This window comes from Candidatus Methanoperedens sp. (assembly GCA_027460525.1).
Lineage (GTDB): Archaea > Halobacteriota > Methanosarcinia > Methanosarcinales > Methanoperedenaceae > Methanoperedens.
Map to the genome: position 1 here is coordinate 14,815 of JAPZAS010000030.1, position 23,148 is coordinate 37,962.

Consider the following 23,148-nt stretch of genomic DNA (forward strand, 5'->3'; position numbering starts at 1 on the left):
GATAAATCATGACGTCTCTCGACTGGACAGAAAAATACCGCCCGCAAACGCTTTCAGAGGTAGTGGGTCACAATAAGGCAGTGGAGGAACTTAAAAACTGGGCGCAGGCATGGATGCAGGGCACGCCTGAGGCGAGGGCTGTTGTGCTTTACGGGAGGGCAGGGATAGGCAAAACCACGGCAGCCCACGCTCTTGCATACGATATGGGATGGGAGGTGCTTGAAATGAACGCCAGCGACCAGCGAACTGCGGAAATAATCGAAAAGGTAGCAGGCTCAGGTTCACAGATGCGTACGTTCAGCGGTATAAAAAGGCTTGTGATAATGGACGAGGCTGATAATATCCACGGAACAGCGGACAGGGGAGGGGAGAAAGCCATACTCGAACTGATAAAAAAGACAAACCAGCCCATAATTCTTATTGCAAACGAACTCTACGACATGTCCACTGGTTTGCGAGGTGCCTGCAAGCCCATCCAGTTCAGTTCTGTGATGTCGCGTTCCATGATTCCAGCGCTTAAAAGGATCGTGGAGGCACAAGGCATAAAGTGCGGGCTTGGCGTGATTGAGAAGATCGCAGAGAACGCTAACGGTGACCTGCGAAGCGCCATAAATGACCTTCAGGCTGTGGCTCAGGGAAAGACCATGCTTGAACTTGCGGATTTAATCACGGGTGAGCGGGATAGCAAAGAGAGCATCTTTAAAGTGCTGGTGAAAATTTTTAAAGGAGGAAATATCATTGAGGCGCATAAAGCTACTTTTAATCTTGATGAGAATCCTGAGGATTTCATCCAGTGGGTGGACGAGAATCTGCCGCTTCAATATACGGATGCAAAAGACCTTGAAGAAGGGTATCGTTATCTAGGAAGGGCGTCTGTATTCCTTGGCAGGGTGAGCCGGAGGCAGAATTACAACATGTGGAGATATGCCAGCGTGCTGATGACCGCAGGGATGGTGGTTGCGCGGTCTCATCGTTATACCGGTTTCGTGAAGTACCAGACGCCGACGCTATGGAGAAAGCTGGGAGCCACAAAGGGCATGAGGCATGTGCGGGATTCCACAGCAAAAAAGATCGGGGCTCACTGTCATGTCTCCATGAGTTATACCCGTTCGCAGTTATTGCCCTTTTTCAGGATGATGCTGAAGGACGAGATATATGCGCCTTATGCTGCAGCATTGCTCGCACTTGAGCCCGAAGAGATAGCATTTCTTCTGGAGTCAAAGTCCGTGACAAAAAATGTCCAGAAGATATACGACGAGGCGCAGGCTCTGAGGGAAGCTGAGGTCGAGCATGAGGTGGAGCTGTTCGGTGGATTTGGCAGGAGGAAGGAATCAGACGCTGAGGAAGAGCAGGAAGTTGAAGTTAAGAAAGAAGAAAAAAAAGAGGTTAAATCCCAGAGTTCTCTGTTTGATTTTTGAAATATAAAGCAAGACTTTTCCCCAGTCCTTTCACGTCCACGTATTGAATTGAGGTCACTCGCCTGTTCCCCAGCACCATGGCTGATACATTCGTTCCCTCTTTATATAAACAGAGCACGCGTTTACCTTTCGATACCGCATAACATATCTCGTAGCCCACGCCGATGGATGGCATGGTGACCTCAGCCACAAGGCAGTCGCACTCGTCTATGAAGCTTATATCGCTTCTGAATATCTCCTCCTCCGTAAGCCTGGCTTCAGATTCCTCCAGTTGCGTGGAGGCTACATGCTCGCTCACAATGGTGTGCCCCAGCTTTTTCAGCAGTTGAATTATCTGTTTGTAGACAGGCAAGAGATTTCGCCCGCCTCTTATAGAACCAGCAAAGAAAATTCTCATCGAAGCCCTTAAATAATGCCTGATTATATATGAATTATGGGAGGTGAGTGCATGTTATTCGTATTATGGTTTAAGTGGGCGCCTGAGAATACATCAAAGCTTCTTGAACTCTGGAAAGAATTCAAATATCCCGAAGAAGTAAACCTGATAGGCAGATATCTACTTATTGGGAGGCACATCTCAGTGGCAATATTCGATGCCCCGAACGAGGAGGCAATCCTGAAGATAACCCACCCGTTCAGGGAAATAGGAGTGCCACATATTGCTCCGGCGCTACCGCTTGAAGAAGCACTGGAAATGATGGAAAAGATGTAGGATGGGTAAGTTAATCGAAGAAATTTCCCTGAGAGATAAACTCCATGTCTTTGAAGACAGAGGTGAAGCAGGTAGCCTGATTGCCGAAAAACTTAAAGAATACAGGAATTGCCCGGGCATAGTCCTTGGAATCCCATCAGGCGGTGTTCCAGTTGCCAGGGAGATTGCGGCATCGCTTAATCTGCCCGTGGATTTAATGATAGTGAGAAAGCTCCAGATACCCTATAATCCTGAGGCGGGCTTCGGCGCAATGGGGCTGGATGGGGAAGTAATCTTAAATCAACCATTGATTGACCAGCTCGGGCTTACAGAAGACGAGATAAAGGCGCAGGCGGAAGATACATTTGGAGTTATCAAAAGACGAAACCAGGTCTTCAGGAAGGGGAAACCCTTTCCTTCCCTGGCGGACAGGATTGTAATTCTTGTGGATGACGGGCTTGCATCAGGCTATACGATGCTTGCCGCTGTCAGGTTTGTTAAAAGAAATAAGCCAGGGAAAATTATCGTCGCCGTTCCTACATCCTCGGGTAGAACTGTTGACTTGATCCTTCCTGAGGTGGATGAACTCGTATGCCTTAACGTGAGGCATGGGATTTCTTTTGCAGTGGCGGATGCGTACAGGAACTGGTATGACCTTTCTGACGAAGAGGTTATTTCTATCATCAGGAACAGCTCCTGATTGTTTGCATAGTTTTAAAGCCTGGCTATCGTGATAAAGCCGGTGTGACCAACCCTCGAAGTCGATGGGCGTGTCCCCCTCTCTGTAAAAGAAATCTCACGCTCTATATTCTCAAGCGTCCTGACCTCGGTGAAATTGGTTTTCGCGATAGCTTCCCTGATTTCCTTGGCCTGCTCAAAAAAAGGCGAATATGCAGCAAGAAAACCTCCAGGATAAAGAACACGCGGAACATGCGGGACAACCTGTGCAGCAGCAATGGTATCAAGGGTTACGACATCGAATTTCTCATCAAGCTTCTGGATTTCCTCCACTACATCCCCCAGTCGCAATTCAATATTAGTAAGACCTGCAAGAGCAATATTCTGCCTCGCCATCTCAAGAAACTCCTCCTTTACCTCGTACGAAACCACCTTTTTTGCAATCATGCCAAGATAGATAGCAAGAATCCCCGAACCTGTACCTGCATCCAGCACGTAATCTGAGGAGCATAATCCCGTGTTTGAAATAATCACCCCAATATCCTTTGGCATCATGGGCGCGCCGCTTCGCTTCGCATGAGCGAAAAAATCAGGGGCTCTTGGTTTCTGGATGATAAATTCGATACTGAGGTGTGAGCTTATCGTATCCCCGAAGGTTTTTGTCCTGAGTTCATCAAGCTTGATTACCCCGAGGTCTGTATGCAGCTCTCCTTCCGGCATGGCAAGATACTCTTTCATCTTTCCCATGTGGAATGTCTTTAAAATTACAGGTTCCATTACTTCTCCGCTGGGATAATATAGGACTTAATAGATAAAGAATAATGGTTTGCATGGTTAATAACACGGATAAAAAATTTTCATTGAAAACCCTGGGGCTTCTCATCGGCAAAAAGGACGTGGATATTGAAAACGTTCACGAGAATATTCTTACTATTGCAGAAGTGGTGGACGAGCCCGATAAATTGCCCTATCTTCTTGAGAGCATCAAATCAATGGAGATCGAGGACAAGGAGAAGTTCAGGTTCGTATTGCTGCGGGTTCAGATTGATTCCATGCTCCACATGAATGAGGATATAGAGAAGTACCAGAAGCGATTGTATGTTTCGCAGGTGATTGAGAAATTGCTTTACGGGGAGATACTGCTTGCAGAGGGTAAGGAAGAGGATGAGGATGAAGAGGAGGAGTGAAAAACGGAACCGCAGATGAACGCAGATTAATAACTATATTTTATCACAATATAAATATTAAATCCCCGGCGCCGATATGTTTCCGAAGCATCCTCATTCTTCAAAACCAAAGCCTGCCAGGTCACACACAATTAAAAACCGCAGATAAACGCAGATGAACGCAGATTTAAAGTGTCGCTCTTCATTGCATTTTCTGCTACGCCAAATATTTATAATTCTATAAATATTAAACTTCTGGCGCCGATATGTTCCCGGCGCAGCAATATTCCATTAGACCCGAACTCCCCAAGCTCGCATCGATGGGATGGGCTTTTTTCTTGCGGATTTGAAGACGTGCCGCTTCCGGTCGGGGCGCGGCGGGAGGTGGCGGGGCGGGTCGGCTGCTGAGGTGGGGACGGGGAGGTTGTGATGCTGAACAAATATGGGATATCTGTTTGAGATGTTTTCAATTCCTTTGTCTATCCATCGGGTAAATGAGAATAGATTTAATATAGCTATATGAATGATTTGAGAGAGATTGTATTCGAAGGATTGGTAAAATGGCAAATAACGACACTAAAACTGAAGAAGAACCTCTTGAGAAACAACTGTGGAAAGCAGCGGACAAACTCAGAAAGAATATTGACGCTGCCGAATACAAACACATAGTCTTGGGCCTTATTTTTCTGAAATACATATCAGTTGCATTTGAAGGTTTATATGACAAGTTGCAGAAGGGCGAAGGAGAATACGCCAGCTCTGATCCTGAAGACAGGGACGAGTACAAAGCCGAGAATGTCTTTTTTGTCCCTCCGGTAGCCCGATGGTCATATCTTCAGGCTAGAGCCAAACAGCCAGAGATTGGTAAAGACGTTGATAACGCGATGGACGCAATCGAGAAGGAGAATCCCTCGCTCAAAGGGGTTTTGCCAAAAGTCTATGCGCGGGGCAACCTTGACCCCACAAGTCTTGGCGGTTTAATAGACCAGGTTGGCAATATCGCTCTTGGTGATGCAAAAGCCAGAAGTGCCGATATTCTTGGGCATGTTTTCGAGTATTTCCTTGGCGAGTTCGCCCTGGCGGAGGGTAAAAAGGGGGGACAGTTCTACACGCCAAGAAGCGTTGTTCAATTACTGGTGGAAATGCTTGAACCCTATAACGGGAGGGTCTTTGACCCATGCTGTGGCTCAGGCGGTATGTTTGTCCAATCGGAAAAGTTCGTTGCCGGACACCAGGGAAAGGTAAACGATATATCGATTTATGGACAGGAGAGCAACCAGACCACATGGCGATTGTGTAAAATGAACCTTGCAATCAGGGGCATCGACAGCTCGCAGGTGAAATGGAACAACGAAGGCTCCTTCCTCAACGATGTTCACAAAGACCTTAAAGCGGATTACGTCATCGCTAACCCCTCATTCAACGATAGCGACTGGAGCGGCGATTTGCTCCGCAAGGATGGCAGATGGAAATACGGTGTTCCACCTACAGGCAATGCCAATTACGCCTGGATACAGCATTTCCTCTACCACCTCAGCCCAAGCGGACAAACTGGTTTTGTTCTGGCCAAGGGGTCGCTCACCTCCAAATCATCTGGCGAGGGCGAAATCCGCAAAGAACTTGTGGAAGCACGGCTTGTTGACTGCATAGTGAACCTGCCAGCAAAACTGTTCCTGAATACCCAGATACCCGCCAGCCTGTGGTTTTTGAGCAGAAACAAAGCCAATGGAAAATACCGCAATCGCACAGATGAAATCCTGTTTATTGACGCCCGGAACATGGGGCATCTCATCAACCGCAGAACCCGCGAATTTTCAAAAGAGGATATAACAAAAATCGCGGAAACCTACCACAACTGGCGCAACCCCAACGGCAAGTATGAGGACATCAAAGGATTTTGCAATTCCGCAAGCATAGAACGGGTGCGTGAGCTGGATAATGTTCTGACACCGGGGCGTTACGTGGATTTACCAGACGAAGAAGACGATTTCGACTTCAAAGAACGCTTCACCAAGCTGAAAACCGAGTTTGATGAGCAGTTGAAAGAAGAAGCAAAACTGAACGCCTTCATTGCTGAAAACCTCCAGAAGGTGAAGCTCGATGAGTGAGTGGAAAGAATGTAATCTGGGTCAATTTATTAATATCAAACATGGATTTGCTTTCAAAGGCAAATATATTACAGAAGAAACCACAAAGGATATACTTGTAACTCCTGGTAATTTTCATATTGGCGGGGGATTCAAATCTAGCAAATTCAAATATTTTAAAGGTGAATATCCCAGTGAATATGTCCTAAAAAAAAATGACATTATTGTTACGATGACTGATTTGAGTAAAGATGGAGATACTCTTGGTTATTCTGCAAAAGTACCACGGAGTAATGGTAAGAATTATTTACATAATCAGCGAATAGGTTTAATTCAGTTTTTATCAAATGAAATTGATAAGGACTTCATTTATTGGCTGATGAGAACAAAAGATTATCAAGGGTTCATTGTAGGTGCGGCCTCTGGCACTTCAATCCGTCATACATCGCCTACTACAATTAGGGAATATCAGTTTTTAAAACCGCCACTTCCAGAACAGCGCGCCATCGCCTCGGTGCTTTCCAGTCTCGATGACAAGATAGATCTGCTCCACCGCCAGAACAAAACCCTCGAAGCCATGGCGGAAACACTTTTCAGGCAGAGGTTTGTGGAGGAGGCGGATGAGGGGTGGGGGGAAGGGAAGTTGGAAGATATTATTTCTTTAATTGAGTCAGGTAGTAGACCGAAGGGTGGAATTGACCCCGATCTAAAAATTGGGATACCCAGTATTGGTGCAGAGAATATTAATGGTATAGGTAATTATGATTTCTCTAAAACCAAGTATGTAACTGAAGCATTTTATAAGTCAATAAAAAGAGGCTTTATAAAGGATTATGATATTTTAATTTATAAAGACGGTGCATATGTAGGAAGAAAAGGAATGTTTGGGATTGGATTCCCTTATAAAAAATGTATTGTCAATGAACATGTATTTATTTTGCGTAGTAATGAGAAATCAAATCAGCTTTTTATTTATTATTTATTAAAAGAAGAAGAACTGGCTCAATTAAATGCAAATTCAGCACAACCAGGCTTAAACCAAGAAGCGATGAAATCTTTCAAAGTTATAATGCCACCAAAATATTTGATGGATGAATTTGAATATCTTGCTAAACCATGGATTGATAAAATATTATTTAATAGCAAGCAAATCCACACCCTCGAAAAACTGCGGGATACACTCTTGCCCAAACTGATGAGTGGTGAAGTGATGGTGGAATTTTGATAAACTATCAAAAATATCGAGAAGAATTCGAATCATTTCTTGATGAAAATGGTGATATTCGTATTGGAAATAACTTTTCTAGGCCCCCAAGTCAAATTTTATTTGAAATGGATGAAATTGCATATAATGAACAATTAACAGATTATGTAAACCGAAAAAAGGAAGATCACCCTCAAGTTGTTTACGATAGTTTTCCTGCACCAATTGCATACTTTTATCATAAAACAGAACGAGCTTTTGATAATGATCAACACAGATTAAACCTTTTAAGATCAACTTGGGAAAGCCTAATTTATGTTCTCTATGGTTTGGTTGTTGGTGAAGTTAATTATAAAAGATTTTTATTGAGTAACGTTAGAATATTTGACGGCGAAAAGATAAGAAATGGATTCCGAGGATTAATGAGTGAAAGATTAGGGTGGAAAGTTGAGGCTATGCAAAAAATTATCGAATATGACCAACAGAATAAAAATGAATTAAATATTTCATCTTATATAGAGATGGATATCTTTGAAGTAATTAAAGAATTAAACCAAGAAAGAAACTCCTTATCCCACATTGCGGCTCTATCTGAGCAAGAAGCACGAAGTAGATTTGAGGATCTATCTCCAATAGTCTCCAATTTACTCTTTAATTTAAGTTTTTTAGAAGAAGTTTACATATTAAGATATGTAAGAAATATCGGCGATATTCATAAAATTAGGTTTAATATATTTCAAGGTCATTCATTACAAGAAAAGAATTATGATAAAGTATTCTCAGACCCTGAGCTAACTCTTTTTACACCAATATTGAATGACCAAATAATTTTACTTGAATTTGATAACATGATTTTGAATATTTCCCCTTTCATTCATTTCCATCTGGAAGGTTCTCACTTGAAATTATGCTATTTTAAAAAGATTGATGATTCGGGCAATTATTCATATGAAATAATCGGTGGGGCATCTCGAGAAATAGCAAAAGATCCTTCAACTATACCCAATTGTATAAACCTTTCACTGGGTGAACTATTATGACTAAAATGACCGAATCTGCCATAGAGGAATTCACAATTGAGCTATTGGAAAAGTCCGGCTATCAGTATATTTATGCTCCTGAAATAGCCCCCGACAGCGCAACACCCGAGAGAAAAACCTTTGACGAGGTACTGTTGTTGGAGCGTCTGAAAAAAGCTGTTGGCAGAATAAATCCCACTATTCCGGCAGATGCAAGAGAAGATGCTATCAAGCAGATATTACGGCTTAACTCTCCTGAACTGATTGCCAACAACGAAGCTTTTCACCGAATGCTGACAGAAGGCATAAAAGTAAGTTATCACAAAGACGGAGCAGATAGGGGCGACCTGGTTTGGCTGATTGATTTTACAAATCCAGAGAACAACGAGTTTCTTGTTGCCAACCAATTCACAGTCATAGAAAATAACGTGAACAAGCGCCCCGATGTCGTCCTTTTTGTGAACGGGTTGCCCCTGGTTATCATAGAATTAAAAAATCCCGCCGATGAGAACGCAACCATAAAATCTGCATTCAAACAATTGCAAACCTACAAACAGATAATTCCCAGTCTTTTTACTTACAATGGTTTTATGGTTATCTCCGATGGTCTGGAGGCAAAGGCAGGCTCCCTTTCTGCCGGTTTCAGCCGCTTCATGACATGGAAATCTTCTGACGGCAAAACTGAAGCGTCGCATCTAATAGGGCAAATGGAAACGCTGATCAATGGGATGCTCAATAAACGAACCGTCTTGGACCTTATCCGGCATTTTATTGTATTTGACAAATCAAAAAAGGAAGACAAGGAAACGGGTGTTACAACAATCCAGACAATTAAAAAATTGGCTGCGTATCATCAATACTACGCTGTGAATAAAGCCGTAGAATCTACCTTGCGGGCATCAGGTTACTTAGTTGATAAAAATGGAACTTACCATGGTTTTAAGGTGATGGAATCGCCAGAAAAATACGGTTTAACCAGTATAGATGCCCAACCGGCAGGAGATCACAAAGGTGGAGTTGTATGGCACACCCAGGGTAGCGGAAAATCACTGTCGATGGTGTTTTTCACAGGTAAAATCGTTCTTGCTCTTGACAATCCGACCATATTGGTAATCACAGATAGAAACGATCTAGACGACCAGTTATTTGACACCTTCGCAGCTTCAAAGCAGCTTCTCAGGCAGGACCCCGTCCAGGCTGAAAGCAGAGATCATCTAAAAGAGTTACTGAACGTCGCATCTGGGGGAGTAGTATTTACTACCATTCAGAAGTTTCAGCCCGAAGAAGGAAACGTTTACCCAGAACTTTCAGACCGGCGCAACATCATTGTGATAGCTGACGAAGCCCACCGGACGCAGTACGGCTTCAAGGCAAAAACCATCGATGCAAAAGACGAGAAGGGAAATGTAATCGGTAAGAAGATTGTTTACGGCTTTGCGAAATATACGCGCGACGCCTTGCCCAATGCGACCTACCTCGGCTTCACTGGTACACCCATCGAAAAAACAGATGTGAACACACCCGCTGTTTTCGGAAATTATGTCGATGTTTACGATATCTCCCAGGCGGTAGAGGACGGCGCAACGGTAAAAATCTATTACGAGAGCAGATTGGCAAAAATCGCCCTCAGCAAGGAAGGCAAAAAACTTGTTGCCGAATTGGATGAGGAATTGGAATATGAAGACCTTGCCGATACACAAAAAGCAAAGGCGAAATGGACACAACTGGAAGCTTTGATCGGCAGCGAAAACCGAATACGACAGATTGCGCAGGACATCGTAACCCATTTTGAGCAAAGACAGGAAGTGTTTGAGGGTAAGGGAATGATCGTGGCAATGTCAAGAAGGATTGCCGCCGACCTGTATGATGAGATTATCAAGATTAGACCACAATGGCACAACGACGACCTTAAAAAGGGTGTTATCAAAGTTGTAATGACCTCTGCATCTTCTGACGGTCCAAAGATTTCAAAACATCATACCACCAAAGAACAGAGACGGGTTTTGGCAGAAAGAATGAAAGACCCAGAAAACGAATTAAAATTAGTGATTGTGCGAGATATGTGGCTTACTGGTTTCGATGTTCCGTGTCTGCACACTATGTATATCGATAAACCCATGAAAGGCCATACTCTTATGCAGGCAATTGCACGGGTGAACAGGGTCTATAAAGATAAGCCTGGTGGATTAGTCGTTGATTACCTCGGAATTGCGTCCGACCTGAAAGAAGCTTTATCATTTTATTCTGATAGCGGAGGAAAAGGCGATGCCGCCATTCTTCAGGAAAAAGCTGTTCAACTGATGCTTGAAAAATTAGAAATCGTTTCCCAAATGTTTCATGGCTTTTCCTATGAACATTACTTTACAGCAGACACCTCAACAAAGCTATCAATATTACTCGCTGCTGAAGAGCATATACTTGGCCTTGAAAAAGGAAAGAAACGGTTTATTGATGAAGTGACTGCATTGTCAAGAGCATTTTCTATCGCCATTCCGCACGAGCAAGCAATGCATGTGAAGGATGAAGTCTCTTTCTATCAAGCGATAAAGTCCAGACTTGTAAAGTTTGACAGCACTGGAACAGGCAAAACCGACGAAGAAATTGAAACCGCAATCAGGCAAGTTATAGATCAAGCCCTCGTAACCGAACAAGTGATAGACATTTTCGATGCTGCAGGTATTAAGAAACCGGATATTTCTATATTATCAGAAGAATTTCTTTTAGAAGTTCAGAACATGGAACATAAAAATATCGCTCTTGAAGTCCTAAAAAAGCTTCTTAACGATGAAATAAAGTCGAGATTGAAAAAGAACCTTGTTCAAAGTAGATCATTGATGGAAATGCTTGAAGATTCTATCAAGAGATATCATAACAAGGTCATTACTGCGGCGGAAGTAATAGAAGAACTGATTGAACTTAGTAAAGAGATAAAGAAGATGGACAGTGAGCCACAGGAAATGGGATTGTCCGAATTTGAATACGCTTTTTATACAGCAATTGCAGATAATGACAGCGCTAGAGAACTGATGCAAAAAGAAAAGTTACGGGAATTGGCTATTGTTTTATTTGAGAAAGTGAAACAAAACGCATCAATCGACTGGACGATAAAAGAAAGCGTCAGGGCGAAATTAAAAGTGATTGTCAAACGGACTTTGCGGCAATATGGTTATCCTCCGGATATGCAGGCACTTGCAACAGAAACAGTGCTAAAACAGGCGGAATTGATTGCAGATGAAATAACCCGGAGGGAATGAGGATTATAAGATTTCGCATACCCGCCAAACGTTATCCCATGCCTATAGGAGGTTGATAAGATGGGCAAAATAAAACCAACTCAAAGGATTTACGATGTCGTAAAAGACATAAGCACCCTTATCAAAGAGCACAAAAGAAGTTTTGATTGTAAAATCAATATCAAACTCGTATTCTCCACCTCCGTTCAATTCGTCAACAAGTTCAATAAATTTTCCTTCCATGTCAGGGATATTCAAAACAACCGTGGAGAAAACCAAGTCAGACTTTGTTAATACAATCCCACCAGAATTTACCCTTACAAAAACCTCCAACACATCGTTATATAGCAAATCCTCTTTTACATCCTGAAGAGGAATTTTCTCATCAATGTTGAATACAAGGATAAATTTGCCTAAGTTTTTCTTCACAATCTTCTTTACTTGTCTGTGTCGCCATTAAATTTTTCATCTACAAATTCTGATATTTCTTCGATTTTCAGGTCTACTATTTCTTCCGGCATTACCCAGTGGGGATCTTCTTCGGCCTGTTCAGGCATCATAAATTGAAATTGATACCGTAAATCATTTTCTTCGTGCAGGCTCTTCGCTCAGAGCATGGTCGCAGCCGTTCGCAGAATCGGGAGGTTGTTTCGGGAACCTATCGGCGCCGAGATTTAATATTTTAAAAGTGATAAATATGTGGCGCTATACACCGCGAAGGGCGCAAAGAACGCAAAGCGAAGGAATCATTGTAATTATCAGTCCATCTCAAAAAGATAGTCAAAACATTTCCATGCTTTGCAAAGCGGGCAGTTCTCATCAAAATCAGGACAGCGGGTACCCCAATTTGTAATCATCCATTCCTTTACTCTCTCCTTCATGTATCCGCTGCAATAGTCGCATTCCCAGTATTCCGTTTCTTTATCTGTTAGAGCTTTCCCGAGTTCCTTTGAGTAGAAATACTGGATAGGGATTACATTGCCTTTTTCAAGTTTAACATTGAACTTGCGCCCACATACAACACATATTCTGTTTTTGAGGATTTTCATTATAATCCACTTTCATTAATATAGGAAATCAATCGCTGAAACAAAAATCCTCTTCCTTCCTGAAACTTATCTCAAAATTCTTAAAAATATCAAGCCTGCCTAATAAATTTGGTACTTCCGAGAGAGCAAAAGCAACTCTCGTTTCAATTTCCTTTCCATTTATGAACAACGGTATTTTATGGACATAAGCTATCATTTCCCCAACTATTCCCCGGAATACTTTTGCCTCACCCTGTTCCACATTTACGCCCATGATGTCACCTATTCTTTTCGAAAGAATCGTTATATCGGCACCGGAATCAACCAGCACGCTGAGTTCGAACACGTCTCCGTTGGCGTCTTTCAATCCCACTTTCGCTATCGGTCTATAAACAATCCCAAGGCTTGAAGAATTTTCTTCTGCAAACTTGAAACATTTTTTCAAAGAATCAGAGCCTCCTTTCTTGGAACCTGACCTAAAAATACAACCTTTTTAGGAAATTTATCTTTTGCCTCCTGATAGACCTTTTTTACATCTTTGCCGTGGGATATAATCTTGTCTTCTATTATTGCGACATATTCCCCTTCGTATTTGGCAATCATATTCACAAGATTTGCTCTGAAATATTCTAAAGCATCTTTCATAGTATTAATTCTGGTTGACTGACTTAAAAGCTTTCCGACAAGGTCATACAACCAAGGACTTTGTGTACTTAGACCCTGCTTATCACCCCCTCTTTCACAGGCTTGCGAGTCGGGGCGTTCATAAACCGAGACTTCGGTTTACGCAGTACCCACGTATGGCGAAGCCATACGTCAAGGGTTGCGCCCTTGAGGACGCATCCACGTATGCCCGTGCGCTGGCATACGTGTGTACGGCGTCAACTGACGTGACGGTTGTGCGGGGTAAACTGCCGCAACAGTTTTTGATAAAACTTTCATAAGTTTTTTCATCTGCGGTTCTGAATTTCCAAATCAAAAAGTTATATCTTATATACATAAACAACATCTCAAAATCCCCATGGTCACATACGCCGACAGGATAAACTCATTACCCCCTTATTTATTCGCTGCCATCGACAAAGCAAAAACCGAGGTCATCAAAAAAGGCATGGATGTCATCAACCTGAGCATAGGCGACCCCGATTTACCTACGCCCCAGCATGTCGTGGAAGCCATGAAAAAAGCCCTCGACAACCCTGCCCATCACCGCTATCCATCATACGAGGGAATGCTTTCTTTTAGAACTGCGGCAGCAAAGTGGTATAAAAAAACCATGAACGTGGATCTAAATCCTGAGGACGAAGTTCTCACGCTTATAGGTTCAAAGGAGGGATTAGCCCATATCCCGCTTGCATTTTTAAACCCGCAAGATGTCTCGCTCGTCCCTGACCCGGCGTATCCGGTCTATAACATCGGCTCCATTCTTGCAGATGGAAAACCTTTCAAGATGCCGCTCCTGGCAGAGAACGACTTCCTTCCCGACCTTGAGGCAATACCCTCGAATATAGCCAGAAAAGCGAAGCTCATGTTTCTCAATTATCCCAACAATCCCACCTCGGCTGTTGCGCCGTTGAAATTCTTTGAAAAAGTGGTGGATTTTGCAAACGAAAATGAAATCACAGTAATTCACGACAATGCTTATTCGGAAATGACCTACGACGGTTACAAGGCGCCCAGCTTCCTGAATGTGAGCGGGGCAAAAGACGTTGGCATCGAGGTGCATTCTTTATCAAAGACCTATAATATGACAGGCTGGCGGCTGGGTTTTGCAGTGGGGAACAGCGATATACTCGGCGGTCTCGGGAAGGTGAAAACAAACGTGGATTCGGGCGTATTTGAAGCAGTGCAGGAAGCAGGCATTGCCGCTTTGAGCGGTTCCCAGGATTGTGTGCGTGAAATGAACAGGACATACAGGGAAAGGCGTGATGCGCTTCTTATTGGCTTGAAGGAACTCGGACTTGCGGTAAAAGCTCCCAGGGCTACGTTCTATGTATGGGCGCATATAAATGGCAGCTCTTCTGATTTTGCCAGGATGCTTCTTGAAGAAGCAGGAATAGTAGCCACGCCCGGCATAGGATTCGGCGAATACGGCGAAGGATATATTCGATTTGCCCTTACGCAGCCGGTGGATAGAATCAATGAAGCTGTTGAAAGAATGCGCAACCTGAATATTGAATGATAAAATCTATCTATGATTAATTTAAGTTGTGAAGATATGCGTTTAATAGAAACTTTTTTGAGCATTTCGGTCATGGTGTGAGCAATGAAAATTGAGCAACTTTTAGCACAGCGCGCACGATTGGTAGACTCCGAACTGCCAGCTCTGCTTGTGGATATAAAACCGCCTGAACTTGCCGGCGCTGTTGCTTATGCCATAGCCTCGAAGGGAAAACGCATCAGACCTGCTCTTGTAACGCTTTCATGCGAAGCGGTGGGAGGAAAGGCTGAGGAGGCATGTTTTGCAGCCGCCTCCATTGAGCTTATACACTCCTCTTCACTGGTGCTGGATGACGTAATCGATAAATCAGAAAAAAGGCGCGGAAGGTACACGATTCATACCCTGTGGGGCAATGACATGGCTCTTCTAACGGTTCAGATTCTTGCAGCCCTGTCACTTAAAATCGCGGCCCGCGACCCGAGACTGATCCATGCAATAGCAGATTCATTGTTCTGCATGGGCGAGGGGGAGGCCATGGAACTTGTGGATTTTGCCAGGGATAAAAAAAGCTATCTTGAGCTGGCTTTCAGGAAAACCGGGTCGCTATTCAGTTCGGCAGCCGAGGTGGGGGCTGTAGTGGGAGGGGGCAATGAGGAGCAGATAAAAGAGCTTACACAATTCGGGAATCATATAGGTATAGCCTTCCAGATTCGGGATGACGTACTGGATTGCATTTCCAAGGAAGAAGACCTCGGTAAACCTGTAAAAAAAGACCTTTTCATGGGAAGACCCTCCATTGTGCTGCTTGATGCTATCAATTCAGGCATTTCGATAGAGAGGATGATGAAATGCAATAACGGGGAACTCATGCATCTTGTTTCGGATTCTATTGACTATGCGCAAAAGGTTGCAAGGGAAGAGATCGAGATTGCAAACTCAAGTATTGAAAACCTGGATGAAAGCCCTGCAAAAAGAAAGCTGGGAGAGCTAAGTGAGTATATCATCAACCGAAGCAAGTAGCAAGACCCCGTATTTTAATACGGGTTTAACAAGAATGCAAAAAGATAGAACAGGTTCTTTTTTCAATTACCTTCCGCAGGGATGCCGTTTATGTTACAAAGGTGCAAAGATGGTTCTTTTTGTTACCGGAGTGTGCGGAAAGAATTGTTTTTACTGCCCGGTTTCGAACGAGCGGCGCGGTAAGGATTTAGCCTTTGCAAACGAAAGACCTGTAAAAAAGGACGAAGACCTGATAGAAGAAGCAATTTCAATGGATGCGCTGGGAACAGGTATAACGGGCGGTGAGCCGCTGTTGCGATTGGAACGGGTGGTTCATTATATAAAACTCCTGAAAAACCAGTTCGGCGAACCTCACCATATACATTTATACACCGCCCTTGCGCCGGAAAAGGATGTACTTGAAAATTTGAGGAACGCAGGTCTTGATGAGATAAGATTCCATCCACCACCACAGCTCTGGGCAAATATCAGTAACACGCCTTATCGGAAATCTATCACCACCGCCCATGAACTCGGTCTTTCCACCGGGATTGAAGTTCCCTCTTTTCATGCCGATTACAGGGCTATTTTATCCTTACTTGAGGAGGTAGGAGGGTTTTTGAACCTTAACGAGCTTGAGTTTTCTGAAACAAATTCGGTCGAGCTTAATAAACGCGGTTTTTCTACTGTTGATGACGTTTCATCTGCCGTGCTTGGAAGTAAAGGGGCGGCTCTGGCATTAACCTTTGACAGGCTCCATTTCTGTTCCTCAAGATTCAAGGACGCTGTCCAGCTTCGGGAAAGATTCAAACGTATTGCAAAAAAGGTTTCACGGGATTTTGATGAGGTCACCGAGGACGGGACTCTTGTCTATGGGGTTATTGAGGGAAACTGCCTGGATATCCTGAAAGGAACACAGGTAGAGGATACTATGTACCATGTCCATGATGGTTCTATTGAAACAGCCTGGTGGATAGCCGAGGAACTTGCAGATGAGTTTAAAAAGGCAGGATGCAGTGTTTGTGTAATCGAGCGCTATCCCATGAAAAACGGAATGGTGATGGAAAAGACTCCTCTTTAATGCAAAGGTATAAACTCTAAAAATTTAATAGTAAGAAAAAGGTGGTTTGACTGAGCGCCAAGGAAAATGAGGCAGTGAAGGCACGACTTACAAAGTATCTGATGCGTGACGATACAGGCATCAGGAAGTGTGTTCTAAAATTATTTCTAAGCAACGAACCCTATACCACGCAGGATGTGTATGACCATCTCAAGAAAGATGGCTTTGATGTTAATTACAGGGGAGTTTCGGCTATGGTGGGTCTCATGAATACCAGGCTTGGCATCCTCCGAATAGATGTGAAGGGCGACCACAATGTCTATTCGCTTAAGGGTGAATATAAGAATAGCGTGAAAGCGACCATGGATAATTATTAGAAATTCAAATATGAACGATTTATTTTGATAACGAAATTGAAAGATAGCATAAAAAACCTTTACCCGGGTTATTTTGCCCTTGTAATGGCGACTGGCATAGTCTCCATTGCCTCTTATTTGCTGGGAATGGTCTCTCTGGCTTTGTCTCTTTTTTTCATCAACAAAGCGGCTTATGTAGTTTTATGGCTTCTCACCCTGTCTCGCCTGTTCTGGCACTATCCTGAATTCATTGCTGATTTAACAGACCATGCCAAGGGACCTGGATTCTTTACACTGGTCGCAGGCACGTGCATTCTGGGGAACCAGTTCGTGCTTATTGCCGGGGATTTCACCACCGCGCTCTTTCTCCTGTTCATCGGGACGATTCTCTGGCTCATCCTGATATATGCGTTCTTCACTGCCGTTATTGTACGCGAGAAAAAGCCAGGTCTGGAAACCGGGCTTCACGGAGGATGGTTCATCGCTGTTGTAGCAACGCAGTCTGTCTCCATTCTCGGTACACTGGTTGCCCCGGGATTTCTGGCATGGAAGGAGCCTGTCCTTTTTTCTGCGCTTGTTCTATACCTTTTCGGCGCCATGCTGTACATGCTGATTATCTCTCTTGTCTTTTACAGGCTGACATTCTTTAGCCTGACTCCCGAAGCGTTTATTCCTCTTTACTGGGTGGACATGGGAGCAGCGGCAATCACGACACTGGCAGGAGCGAGGCTTATCCTGGACTCTCCTCAATGGCTATTCCTGCAAGAAATTCTTCCTTTCCTTAAAGGGTCTGCCCTTTTCTTCTGGGCTGCTGCAACGTGGTGGATTCCCCTCCTGTTAATTCTAAGCGCATGGCGCAACTTTTACAAACACTTCCCTCTCAGCTATGATCCGCAATACTGGAGCCTGGTGTTCCCTCTGGGTATGTACACCACCAGCACCTTCGTATTTGCAGAAGCCACAGGGTTATCTTTTCTTTACCCGATTTCCCGCTATTTCATATATGCAGCTTTAATTGCCTGGCTTGTTACCTTTCTCGGGATGGTTCACAGGCTTGTGCGCAGATTGGTTGAATAGCCGACGCTAGCCATTGATGAAGACAAAATCAAACCTGAGTATTGGCAAGGGCGAGGATAAAAGAAAAAGGTTGTTATCCACTGATGAACCTTAGGGGAACGTACCGCTTAATCCTGGCTGGCGTGCCTCTATCAACCTGAATAAAATCTGCACTCTTAAGAAGTCTGTATATCATAAAAAACGGAGCAATGACCAGCAGTATAACTATAAGAGTAGGTGTTGGTTTATCGGAAATCAAAAGCCCAAAGTCTATGATAACCAAGAACGCAAAAATAAAAGCGACAGCCAATACCGATGTAGCGGACGTCACATTGATGGGAATATAATAGCCGTACAATGTTACCAAAAGAGCACCGATTATAGTCATTGTAAAGAGATATGCTATATTAAATATAACTGCTTTGACAACCTCGCCCATTGTGACAGTATCGAGAAAATCTCTGCATTTCTTAATAGTCGCATCAGAAGCCATATAGTTAACTCTATTACTCTCCTTCTTTAAATAGCTTATAGATTGCTTTAAGGCTCAAAACTACAGTGCTTATATAAAGAATTACCATAAATAATTCCGAAAAAGTAGAGATTATTTTTATCAGATAAAATCCTTCAAACCCAAATAATGTTGAAAAATATTTTACAATCCAAAGCCCCGCCATAACAGCGATTATCGGGATAACATCTACTATTATAGCCACACATATTATAAATATATGTTCAAATTTCTTTTTTAGATGGTCTTTGATTTGCATAATCACCTTGTCTAGGATATAACCATTCAAGGGTTATTAATATTGCCTTATCTACCGAGAGGCGCAATCGTATGCTGGATATGCGGGTTTATCACAGCATCGAAGGTAAAGGCGCATAAGCGCAGACCCAAGAAGCGCCAGTGTACGAGAAATAAGAAAGGGCGGTTCAAGAAGAAAAGCCGATGTAGATAGTAGAAGCATTAGATGTAACTATCAGATTAAATTTTGTTCTGTATATATTTCAACAAGTCGCTCATATGATAAGGGGCAGGATACCAAGTCATCAAATTGATTACCTGACAGATGAAGTTGCCTCTTCATCTTGCTGAGAAGTGGATTCCCATATTCCTTAATTCCATGACTCACGAAAGTAAATATATTGGTTTTCTTTCCATCAACGTATAAGATATATATTTTATGTTTTGAATGATGAACCTGAAAGCCCTTTCTGCTCAGAGCAGATTCGATGTCCTTTGTTTTATATACAGCCATAGATTTTACCTAAGCTAAAATTTCCATCAGTTTGCCCCTTAACCTTCTTGCCCCGGGGGATAACTCATTCTCAGATGCAGCCACATATTCTGAATACAAAATAGCTAATTCATCCTCTATTTCTTCCACCGCCGATTTCATGGAATTAGCCACAGCAAGAAGTCCCAATTCATCATTTGAAACGATATATTGGTCATTATCAAAAATAACATCAACTGAAAGCGGTTCACTCAGTAGTTTAATCTTTGAACCTAACGCAAACGATTTTATCTGATATTTCGTTATTGTTTCTAGAGAAGTTTCATCTTCAATCTGGAGAACGTATTTTCCAGTTTGGGTAGGAGTCATTAACCCTCGGACTCTGACAAGTTCACCTATATACTTAATTATAAAATCTTGTATTTCAGGAGCATATTGACATACTATAAGACCCTCAGGCGAATCGATTTGTAGATGTCTTTTTTGGTCTACACGTAGTTCTATAAACCTTCCAAAAATCTCCTTTTCATATTCTTCTGGCTGTCTTTGCAGAAGGGATTGAATCATTATTTTTTGTGCAGGATTGAGGACTCTAAAAGATGATTGCCCGAAATTAAAACTAATATTAATGTTGGAACTGCTATCTGGCCAGATAGCGTCAAATTCTCTTAAGATTCTATTTAGACGACGAGGGTCATCAATTAAAGTGGGCAGGTTCTGACTTGCTCTATTTAAATCACCTTCAGAAAGTAGATTTATCAAATCATTAGCGATTGAAATTGACCTTTCACCCAACGTCTGCATTTCTGGTAAGCTTTCTTGGGCACCCCCGATCTGCATTTCTGCAAGAATGCTACCTGTACTCAAATTGTTTATAAATAACGAACAATAATCCTTAATTGATTGCGGATAGTCCCCTTTTGGTCTTGGTGCATTTCCTTCAATATGATCACCTATGCTGTAAAGAATATTCTGAAGATGCTGTAAAATCTCTGCCACATACATGGCAGGTATTTTATTTGCTCCATTAATTAAAAATGAAATTTTCTTTTGTTCTGAAGGCATGAAGTTTAACCAAACTAAATAGAAGTTAAGTCATTCTACATTTATATATTTTTTTGCTATTACACCGTTACGGAATTATCAAAAACCGATTTAAACACAATGTGAAGCATTAATTTTAATTCTAACTTGCCCAAGCAGGAATATCTGCGCATTGGCAAGGGCGCAATCATAGGCTGGATATGCGGGATTGTCACAGCATCGAAGGTAAAGGCGCATAAACGCAGACCCAAGAAGCGCCAGAGTCCGAGAGATAGAAAAGGGCGGTTCAAGAAGAAAAGTAGATGCAGGCAATAATAACTATGCATTCTGGAAATATTATTTTTTAGGGGAATATTGCCGATAGCAATTTATAAATAAGTCCAAGAAAATTAAGAAACAAATGGAATATAAGCTTCAAATCGAATTTATCTTTAAAATCCCTAATAAATCCCGATTTGGAAAAATTGATTTTCCAATACAAAATCGTCTTTTCATGTATGGCTTAAATATAAAGAATATCGGCGAAAACGTGTTCCCAGGGGCTACCTTAAAAAACATCTCCGTCAAGGATGCAGCTCAAACCATAGAATATAATGTAAGCAAAGAATTTTCAATTCGGAGTCTTAACCCAGGAGAATCCATACAGATTTGGTTAGAACAAATAACAACTTATGCAACAGGTGTTTTTTGGTTTCTGTGTGATGTTATTCCGGTTGGCGATGATGTAATAACTACATATCAAAAAGATAAGTACTCTGGACAACTCGAACCTTATTCAAAAAAGAATAAATGGTTCGAACACTTTTTCATCCAGGGGCAATTTGAATTACAGCAAGCAAGAACCAATACTTATCTACTTATCTTAACCTTTTTAACAGCTTTACAAGGAATCTTTGGGCTTGACAACATTGGTAGGTATTTTCTTAAAATCGTTCAAAGCATACTTCTTTTTTTTGCAGACGTAATAGGAAAATTATTGCATTAATTAATGCGAAAAACTCTCCGTTCTTATCCTTTTCAGAAAAGCCCACGCCAAATGATAGACGCTGCCCTATCCGTGATAATACGTCGGCTCTTCCTTTTTCTTCTGTACCTGCTGCTGGAAATTGATTACAGGAACAGGCATGGAAGGAGGAAGTCCGAGCGCCTTCGAGAGCATCAATGCCAGAGGCGCAAGATTTGCAACCATGGTATTGGCAAACTCGTTCTGGATATCCCCGGGCGCATTCCCCGCATCCCATTTTTCTTTCAGCGCCTTCAGATCTTCCTCGCTGTAATAATCCGACAGCCCCTCAAACCTTATGTGACCGATATTCGGGCTGAGATAGTTGATTGCAAAGGTGTACTCCACCCTTAGCACGGATTTTTCCCCGAAAGGAGTGCTCTGAACCACGATGGAGGGATTTTTAAGATTGACGTCGTAGTTTATGTTGATATTCTTGTATTTTCGAACATCCTCTGCACTGGAATATGCCTTGGATTCTACGTTTGTAACCTGGAAGTTTACAATCATGTTTTCTCACGCTGTTATACATCTTCGAGATATTAAATTATTCCTTTCCTTTCAGGTTCGGACATAAGCCAGCGTTTCAATTGCCGCTTCCCGAGATAGGATGTTTTCAGCTTTACTGCGCCGTTCCTGCACAGCTCATGGCAGCAGTAGCATTTTATGCACTTTTTCTGGTCAACAAGAGGAGGTTCAAGGGTGATTGCCGAGACAGGACAGCTTTCAAAACATATCCCGCATCTTTTGCAGTCATCCCCGGATATCACAACTCGTGACATATTCTCTGCGTTCTTGAATACGAATTTCCCCAAAAAAGTCGGCAGTTTGTAGTATATGCGGCTTGGTTTTTTAAATCCTATCCTCACGTCATTGATTTTCTCACCATGTACCTCGATTTGCTCAAGCTCTCCCATGCCAAGTCCCAGTTCATGTGCAATGCATGTGGTCAGGATATCCCTGTGCGAAAATCCCATCACCTCCGAGGCTACAGCATCCAGAGCCACGCAATCCGTGCCTGACAGGATAACTTTAGAAGCTATCGGAGTTCCATTGGTGGCGCCATCCCCTTCCATACCCACGATGCCGTCCATAACCGCAAGCCCTGGCTTCAGGGCAGAGTAGATGTCCACAACAGCCTGGCTTAAACTCTCCTCTGTGGGCGCCATTCTGTGTATTGCAGCTTTTCCTCCTCCGGGTATTACGCCATAAAAATTTTTTATAGCGCCTGTATATTTGGTGAGCATGTGAGTTTTCATTTTTGGAAGGGAAACCAGCACATCGCAATCCATTGCAGGTTTTGCAACATTTATGGTGGTCAGAACCCTGCCGTTTACCGCCACAGCATACGTGCCTGTGGACTCAAAGTTGATAAGTTTTCCCCCAGAGTCTTCGCAGGCCTTCTTTATTCCCGATAACTCCAGCGACTGCGCTGTAAAGCCGTATGCTCCGGAGCTATCGCCCACCCAGGGAATTCCGCCCGCCTCTTTTACTATTTCTACCATCGCACCCACTACGGAAGGGTGCGTGGTTGCAGCCCGCTCGGGAGGAAAGCCCGCTATGGCGTTTACCTTTAGCAGCACATTATCGCCCGGTTTTATTATTTTCTCAAGCCCGCCGATGAGTTCAAGACTTTTAAGAATGGCATTCCTGACTTTTTGGTGGTCGTAGTTTTCACATTTTACGATTGAAACTTTAACCATT

Annotated in this window: 29 protein-coding genes; 16 read left to right on the forward strand and 13 right to left on the reverse strand. The window is 42.9% G+C overall.

Features of this window, described 5'->3' with window-relative positions; genetic code table 11:
* Positions 1-8 precede the first annotated feature (8 nt).
* Positions 9-1,418, forward strand: coding sequence for a replication factor C large subunit (locus tag O8C68_10470; GenBank protein ID MCZ7396217.1), 1,410 nt, complete (start codon positions 9-11; stop codon positions 1,416-1,418).
* Here the strand turns inward: O8C68_10470 and O8C68_10475 are convergent.
* The gene (locus tag O8C68_10475; protein MCZ7396218.1) at positions 1,387-1,815 is read right to left on the reverse strand and encodes a nucleoside 2-deoxyribosyltransferase; all 429 of its coding nucleotides are present in this window, start codon (positions 1,813-1,815) and stop codon (positions 1,387-1,389) included. The two genes, O8C68_10470 and O8C68_10475, sit on opposite strands and share 32 nt — an antisense overlap.
* A gap of 51 nt (positions 1,816-1,866) precedes the next feature.
* Between O8C68_10475 and O8C68_10480 the strand changes: the two genes are divergently transcribed.
* Complete coding sequence (locus O8C68_10480) at positions 1,867-2,130, forward strand: hypothetical protein (protein MCZ7396219.1); 264 nt, start codon at positions 1,867-1,869, stop codon at positions 2,128-2,130.
* Position 2,131: 1 nt separating this feature from the next.
* The gene (locus O8C68_10485) at positions 2,132-2,809 is read left to right on the forward strand and encodes a phosphoribosyltransferase family protein (protein ID MCZ7396220.1); all 678 of its coding nucleotides are present in this window, start codon (positions 2,132-2,134) and stop codon (positions 2,807-2,809) included.
* A 14-nt stretch (positions 2,810-2,823) separates the two neighbouring features.
* Here the strand turns inward: O8C68_10485 and O8C68_10490 are convergent, their stop codons facing one another.
* Positions 2,824-3,564 carry a methyltransferase domain-containing protein gene (locus tag O8C68_10490; protein MCZ7396221.1) on the reverse strand — a complete coding sequence of 247 codons (741 nt, stop codon included), beginning with the start codon at positions 3,562-3,564 and terminating at the stop codon, positions 2,824-2,826.
* Between the two features lie 53 nt (positions 3,565-3,617).
* On the opposite strand from O8C68_10490, the gene O8C68_10495 reads away from it, so the two are divergent.
* The 6 genes from O8C68_10495 to O8C68_10520 all read left to right on the forward strand — a co-directional run bounded on the left by O8C68_10495 (position 3,618) and on the right by O8C68_10520 (position 11,517).
* Positions 3,618-3,974 carry a hypothetical protein gene (locus O8C68_10495; GenBank protein ID MCZ7396222.1) on the forward strand — a complete coding sequence of 119 codons (357 nt, stop codon included), beginning with the start codon at positions 3,618-3,620 and terminating at the stop codon, positions 3,972-3,974.
* Between the two features lie 171 nt (positions 3,975-4,145).
* A complete protein-coding gene (locus tag O8C68_10500) occupies positions 4,146-4,361 on the forward strand; it encodes a hypothetical protein (GenBank protein MCZ7396223.1) in 216 nt (71 codons plus the stop codon).
* A gap of 152 nt (positions 4,362-4,513) precedes the next feature.
* On the forward strand, positions 4,514-6,061 hold the full coding sequence (locus O8C68_10505) for a class I SAM-dependent DNA methyltransferase (GenBank protein ID MCZ7396224.1): 1,548 nt from the start codon (positions 4,514-4,516) through the stop codon (positions 6,059-6,061).
* A complete protein-coding gene (locus O8C68_10510; protein ID MCZ7396225.1) occupies positions 6,054-7,265 on the forward strand; it encodes a restriction endonuclease subunit S in 1,212 nt (403 codons plus the stop codon). Before O8C68_10505 ends, O8C68_10510 begins: the two co-directional genes overlap by 8 nt.
* Positions 7,262-8,284: a hypothetical protein gene (locus tag O8C68_10515; GenBank protein MCZ7396226.1), complete on the forward strand. Its 1,023-nt coding sequence runs from the start codon at positions 7,262-7,264 to the stop codon at positions 8,282-8,284. Before O8C68_10510 ends, O8C68_10515 begins: the two co-directional genes overlap by 4 nt.
* Positions 8,281-11,517 (forward strand): type I restriction endonuclease subunit R, encoded by a 3,237-nt coding sequence (locus tag O8C68_10520; protein MCZ7396227.1) that lies wholly within the window; start codon positions 8,281-8,283, stop codon positions 11,515-11,517. The genes O8C68_10515 and O8C68_10520 overlap by 4 nt, the downstream gene beginning before the upstream one ends.
* Before the next feature lie 42 nt (positions 11,518-11,559).
* Here the strand turns inward: O8C68_10520 and O8C68_10525 are convergent, their stop codons facing one another.
* The 5 genes from O8C68_10525 to O8C68_10545 all read right to left on the reverse strand — a co-directional run bounded on the left by O8C68_10525 (position 11,560) and on the right by O8C68_10545 (position 13,169).
* Positions 11,560-11,925, reverse strand: a complete 366-nt coding sequence (locus tag O8C68_10525; GenBank protein MCZ7396228.1) for a hypothetical protein — start codon at positions 11,923-11,925, stop codon at positions 11,560-11,562.
* Between the two features lie 8 nt (positions 11,926-11,933).
* On the reverse strand, positions 11,934-12,056 hold the full coding sequence (locus O8C68_10530; GenBank protein MCZ7396229.1) for a hypothetical protein: 123 nt from the start codon (positions 12,054-12,056) through the stop codon (positions 11,934-11,936).
* Between the two features lie 198 nt (positions 12,057-12,254).
* Positions 12,255-12,545: a hypothetical protein gene (locus O8C68_10535; protein ID MCZ7396230.1), complete on the reverse strand. Its 291-nt coding sequence runs from the start codon at positions 12,543-12,545 to the stop codon at positions 12,255-12,257.
* Between the two features lie 28 nt (positions 12,546-12,573).
* Complete coding sequence (locus tag O8C68_10540; protein ID MCZ7396231.1) at positions 12,574-12,969, reverse strand: hypothetical protein; 396 nt, start codon at positions 12,967-12,969, stop codon at positions 12,574-12,576.
* Complete coding sequence (locus O8C68_10545; GenBank protein MCZ7396232.1) at positions 12,966-13,169, reverse strand: DUF5678 domain-containing protein; 204 nt, start codon at positions 13,167-13,169, stop codon at positions 12,966-12,968. The genes O8C68_10540 and O8C68_10545 overlap by 4 nt, the downstream gene beginning before the upstream one ends.
* 376 nt (positions 13,170-13,545) lie before the next feature.
* On the opposite strand from O8C68_10545, the gene O8C68_10550 reads away from it, so the two are divergent.
* From O8C68_10550 to O8C68_10570, 5 genes are all read left to right on the forward strand, one after another.
* The gene (locus tag O8C68_10550) at positions 13,546-14,706 is read left to right on the forward strand and encodes an LL-diaminopimelate aminotransferase (GenBank protein MCZ7396233.1); all 1,161 of its coding nucleotides are present in this window, start codon (positions 13,546-13,548) and stop codon (positions 14,704-14,706) included.
* An 84-nt stretch (positions 14,707-14,790) separates the two neighbouring features.
* Entirely contained in the window at positions 14,791-15,705 is a 915-nt protein-coding gene (locus O8C68_10555) for a polyprenyl synthetase family protein (protein ID MCZ7396234.1), read from the forward strand.
* Positions 15,677-16,765 carry a radical SAM protein gene (locus tag O8C68_10560; protein MCZ7396235.1) on the forward strand — a complete coding sequence of 363 codons (1,089 nt, stop codon included), beginning with the start codon at positions 15,677-15,679 and terminating at the stop codon, positions 16,763-16,765. The genes O8C68_10555 and O8C68_10560 overlap by 29 nt, the downstream gene beginning before the upstream one ends.
* Before the next feature lie 74 nt (positions 16,766-16,839).
* A complete protein-coding gene (locus O8C68_10565) occupies positions 16,840-17,121 on the forward strand; it encodes a DUF2551 domain-containing protein (protein ID MCZ7396236.1) in 282 nt (93 codons plus the stop codon).
* Positions 17,122-17,157: 36 nt separating this feature from the next.
* The gene (locus O8C68_10570) at positions 17,158-18,177 is read left to right on the forward strand and encodes a tellurite resistance/C4-dicarboxylate transporter family protein (protein ID MCZ7396237.1); all 1,020 of its coding nucleotides are present in this window, start codon (positions 17,158-17,160) and stop codon (positions 18,175-18,177) included.
* 73 nt (positions 18,178-18,250) lie between these two features.
* On the opposite strand, the gene O8C68_10575 is transcribed toward O8C68_10570, so the two are convergent.
* The 4 genes from O8C68_10575 to O8C68_10590 all read right to left on the reverse strand — a co-directional run bounded on the left by O8C68_10575 (position 18,251) and on the right by O8C68_10590 (position 20,462).
* Positions 18,251-18,649, reverse strand: coding sequence for a hypothetical protein (locus tag O8C68_10575; protein MCZ7396238.1), 399 nt, complete (start codon positions 18,647-18,649; stop codon positions 18,251-18,253).
* 13 nt (positions 18,650-18,662) lie between these two features.
* The gene (locus O8C68_10580; protein ID MCZ7396239.1) at positions 18,663-18,926 is read right to left on the reverse strand and encodes a hypothetical protein; all 264 of its coding nucleotides are present in this window, start codon (positions 18,924-18,926) and stop codon (positions 18,663-18,665) included.
* A gap of 213 nt (positions 18,927-19,139) precedes the next feature.
* Complete coding sequence (locus O8C68_10585) at positions 19,140-19,418, reverse strand: hypothetical protein (protein ID MCZ7396240.1); 279 nt, start codon at positions 19,416-19,418, stop codon at positions 19,140-19,142.
* A 9-nt stretch (positions 19,419-19,427) separates the two neighbouring features.
* Positions 19,428-20,462 (reverse strand): hypothetical protein, encoded by a 1,035-nt coding sequence (locus tag O8C68_10590; GenBank protein MCZ7396241.1) that lies wholly within the window; start codon positions 20,460-20,462, stop codon positions 19,428-19,430.
* 126 nt (positions 20,463-20,588) lie between these two features.
* Between O8C68_10590 and O8C68_10595 the strand changes: the two genes are divergently transcribed.
* Together O8C68_10595 and O8C68_10600 are read left to right on the forward strand one after the other, a co-directional pair.
* A complete protein-coding gene (locus O8C68_10595) occupies positions 20,589-20,756 on the forward strand; it encodes a hypothetical protein (protein ID MCZ7396242.1) in 168 nt (55 codons plus the stop codon).
* Between the two features lie 85 nt (positions 20,757-20,841).
* Positions 20,842-21,426, forward strand: a complete 585-nt coding sequence (locus O8C68_10600) for a hypothetical protein (GenBank protein MCZ7396243.1) — start codon at positions 20,842-20,844, stop codon at positions 21,424-21,426.
* A gap of 66 nt (positions 21,427-21,492) precedes the next feature.
* Here the strand turns inward: O8C68_10600 and O8C68_10605 are convergent, their stop codons facing one another.
* Positions 21,493-21,954 carry a hypothetical protein gene (locus tag O8C68_10605; GenBank protein MCZ7396244.1) on the reverse strand — a complete coding sequence of 154 codons (462 nt, stop codon included), beginning with the start codon at positions 21,952-21,954 and terminating at the stop codon, positions 21,493-21,495.
* 32 nt (positions 21,955-21,986) lie between these two features.
* Positions 21,987-23,148, reverse strand: a 1,162-nt coding sequence (locus O8C68_10610; GenBank protein ID MCZ7396245.1) for a DUF362 domain-containing protein, incomplete at its 5' end; no start/stop codon positions are given.

Excerpts from the sequence above, each read along its gene's own strand:
- O8C68_10470 (MCZ7396217.1), top strand. The coding sequence starts at position 9 with ATGACGTCTCTCGACTGGACAGAAAAATACCGCCCGCAAACGCTTTCA.
- O8C68_10475 (MCZ7396218.1), bottom strand. The coding sequence starts at position 1,815 with ATGAGAATTTTCTTTGCTGGTTCTATAAGAGGCGGGCGAAATCTCTTG.
- O8C68_10480 (MCZ7396219.1), top strand. The coding sequence starts at position 1,867 with ATGTTATTCGTATTATGGTTTAAGTGGGCGCCTGAGAATACATCAAAG.
- O8C68_10485 (MCZ7396220.1), top strand. The coding sequence starts at position 2,132 with ATGGGTAAGTTAATCGAAGAAATTTCCCTGAGAGATAAACTCCATGTC.
- O8C68_10490 (MCZ7396221.1), bottom strand. The coding sequence starts at position 3,564 with ATGGAACCTGTAATTTTAAAGACATTCCACATGGGAAAGATGAAAGAG.
- O8C68_10495 (MCZ7396222.1), top strand. The coding sequence starts at position 3,618 with ATGGTTAATAACACGGATAAAAAATTTTCATTGAAAACCCTGGGGCTT.
- O8C68_10505 (MCZ7396224.1), top strand. The coding sequence starts at position 4,514 with ATGGCAAATAACGACACTAAAACTGAAGAAGAACCTCTTGAGAAACAA.
- O8C68_10510 (MCZ7396225.1), top strand. The coding sequence starts at position 6,054 with ATGAGTGAGTGGAAAGAATGTAATCTGGGTCAATTTATTAATATCAAA.
- O8C68_10520 (MCZ7396227.1), top strand. The coding sequence starts at position 8,281 with ATGACTAAAATGACCGAATCTGCCATAGAGGAATTCACAATTGAGCTA.
- O8C68_10530 (MCZ7396229.1), bottom strand. The coding sequence starts at position 12,056 with ATGATGCCTGAACAGGCCGAAGAAGATCCCCACTGGGTAATGCCGGAA.
- O8C68_10535 (MCZ7396230.1), bottom strand. The coding sequence starts at position 12,545 with ATGAAAATCCTCAAAAACAGAATATGTGTTGTATGTGGGCGCAAGTTC.
- O8C68_10545 (MCZ7396232.1), bottom strand. The coding sequence starts at position 13,169 with ATGAAAGATGCTTTAGAATATTTCAGAGCAAATCTTGTGAATATGATT.
- O8C68_10550 (MCZ7396233.1), top strand. The coding sequence starts at position 13,546 with ATGGTCACATACGCCGACAGGATAAACTCATTACCCCCTTATTTATTC.
- O8C68_10555 (MCZ7396234.1), top strand. The coding sequence starts at position 14,791 with ATGAAAATTGAGCAACTTTTAGCACAGCGCGCACGATTGGTAGACTCC.
- O8C68_10575 (MCZ7396238.1), bottom strand. The coding sequence starts at position 18,649 with ATGGCTTCTGATGCGACTATTAAGAAATGCAGAGATTTTCTCGATACT.
- O8C68_10580 (MCZ7396239.1), bottom strand. The coding sequence starts at position 18,926 with ATGCAAATCAAAGACCATCTAAAAAAGAAATTTGAACATATATTTATA.
- O8C68_10585 (MCZ7396240.1), bottom strand. The coding sequence starts at position 19,418 with ATGGCTGTATATAAAACAAAGGACATCGAATCTGCTCTGAGCAGAAAG.
- O8C68_10590 (MCZ7396241.1), bottom strand. The coding sequence starts at position 20,462 with ATGCCTTCAGAACAAAAGAAAATTTCATTTTTAATTAATGGAGCAAAT.
- O8C68_10600 (MCZ7396243.1), top strand. The coding sequence starts at position 20,842 with ATGGAATATAAGCTTCAAATCGAATTTATCTTTAAAATCCCTAATAAA.
- O8C68_10605 (MCZ7396244.1), bottom strand. The coding sequence starts at position 21,954 with ATGATTGTAAACTTCCAGGTTACAAACGTAGAATCCAAGGCATATTCC.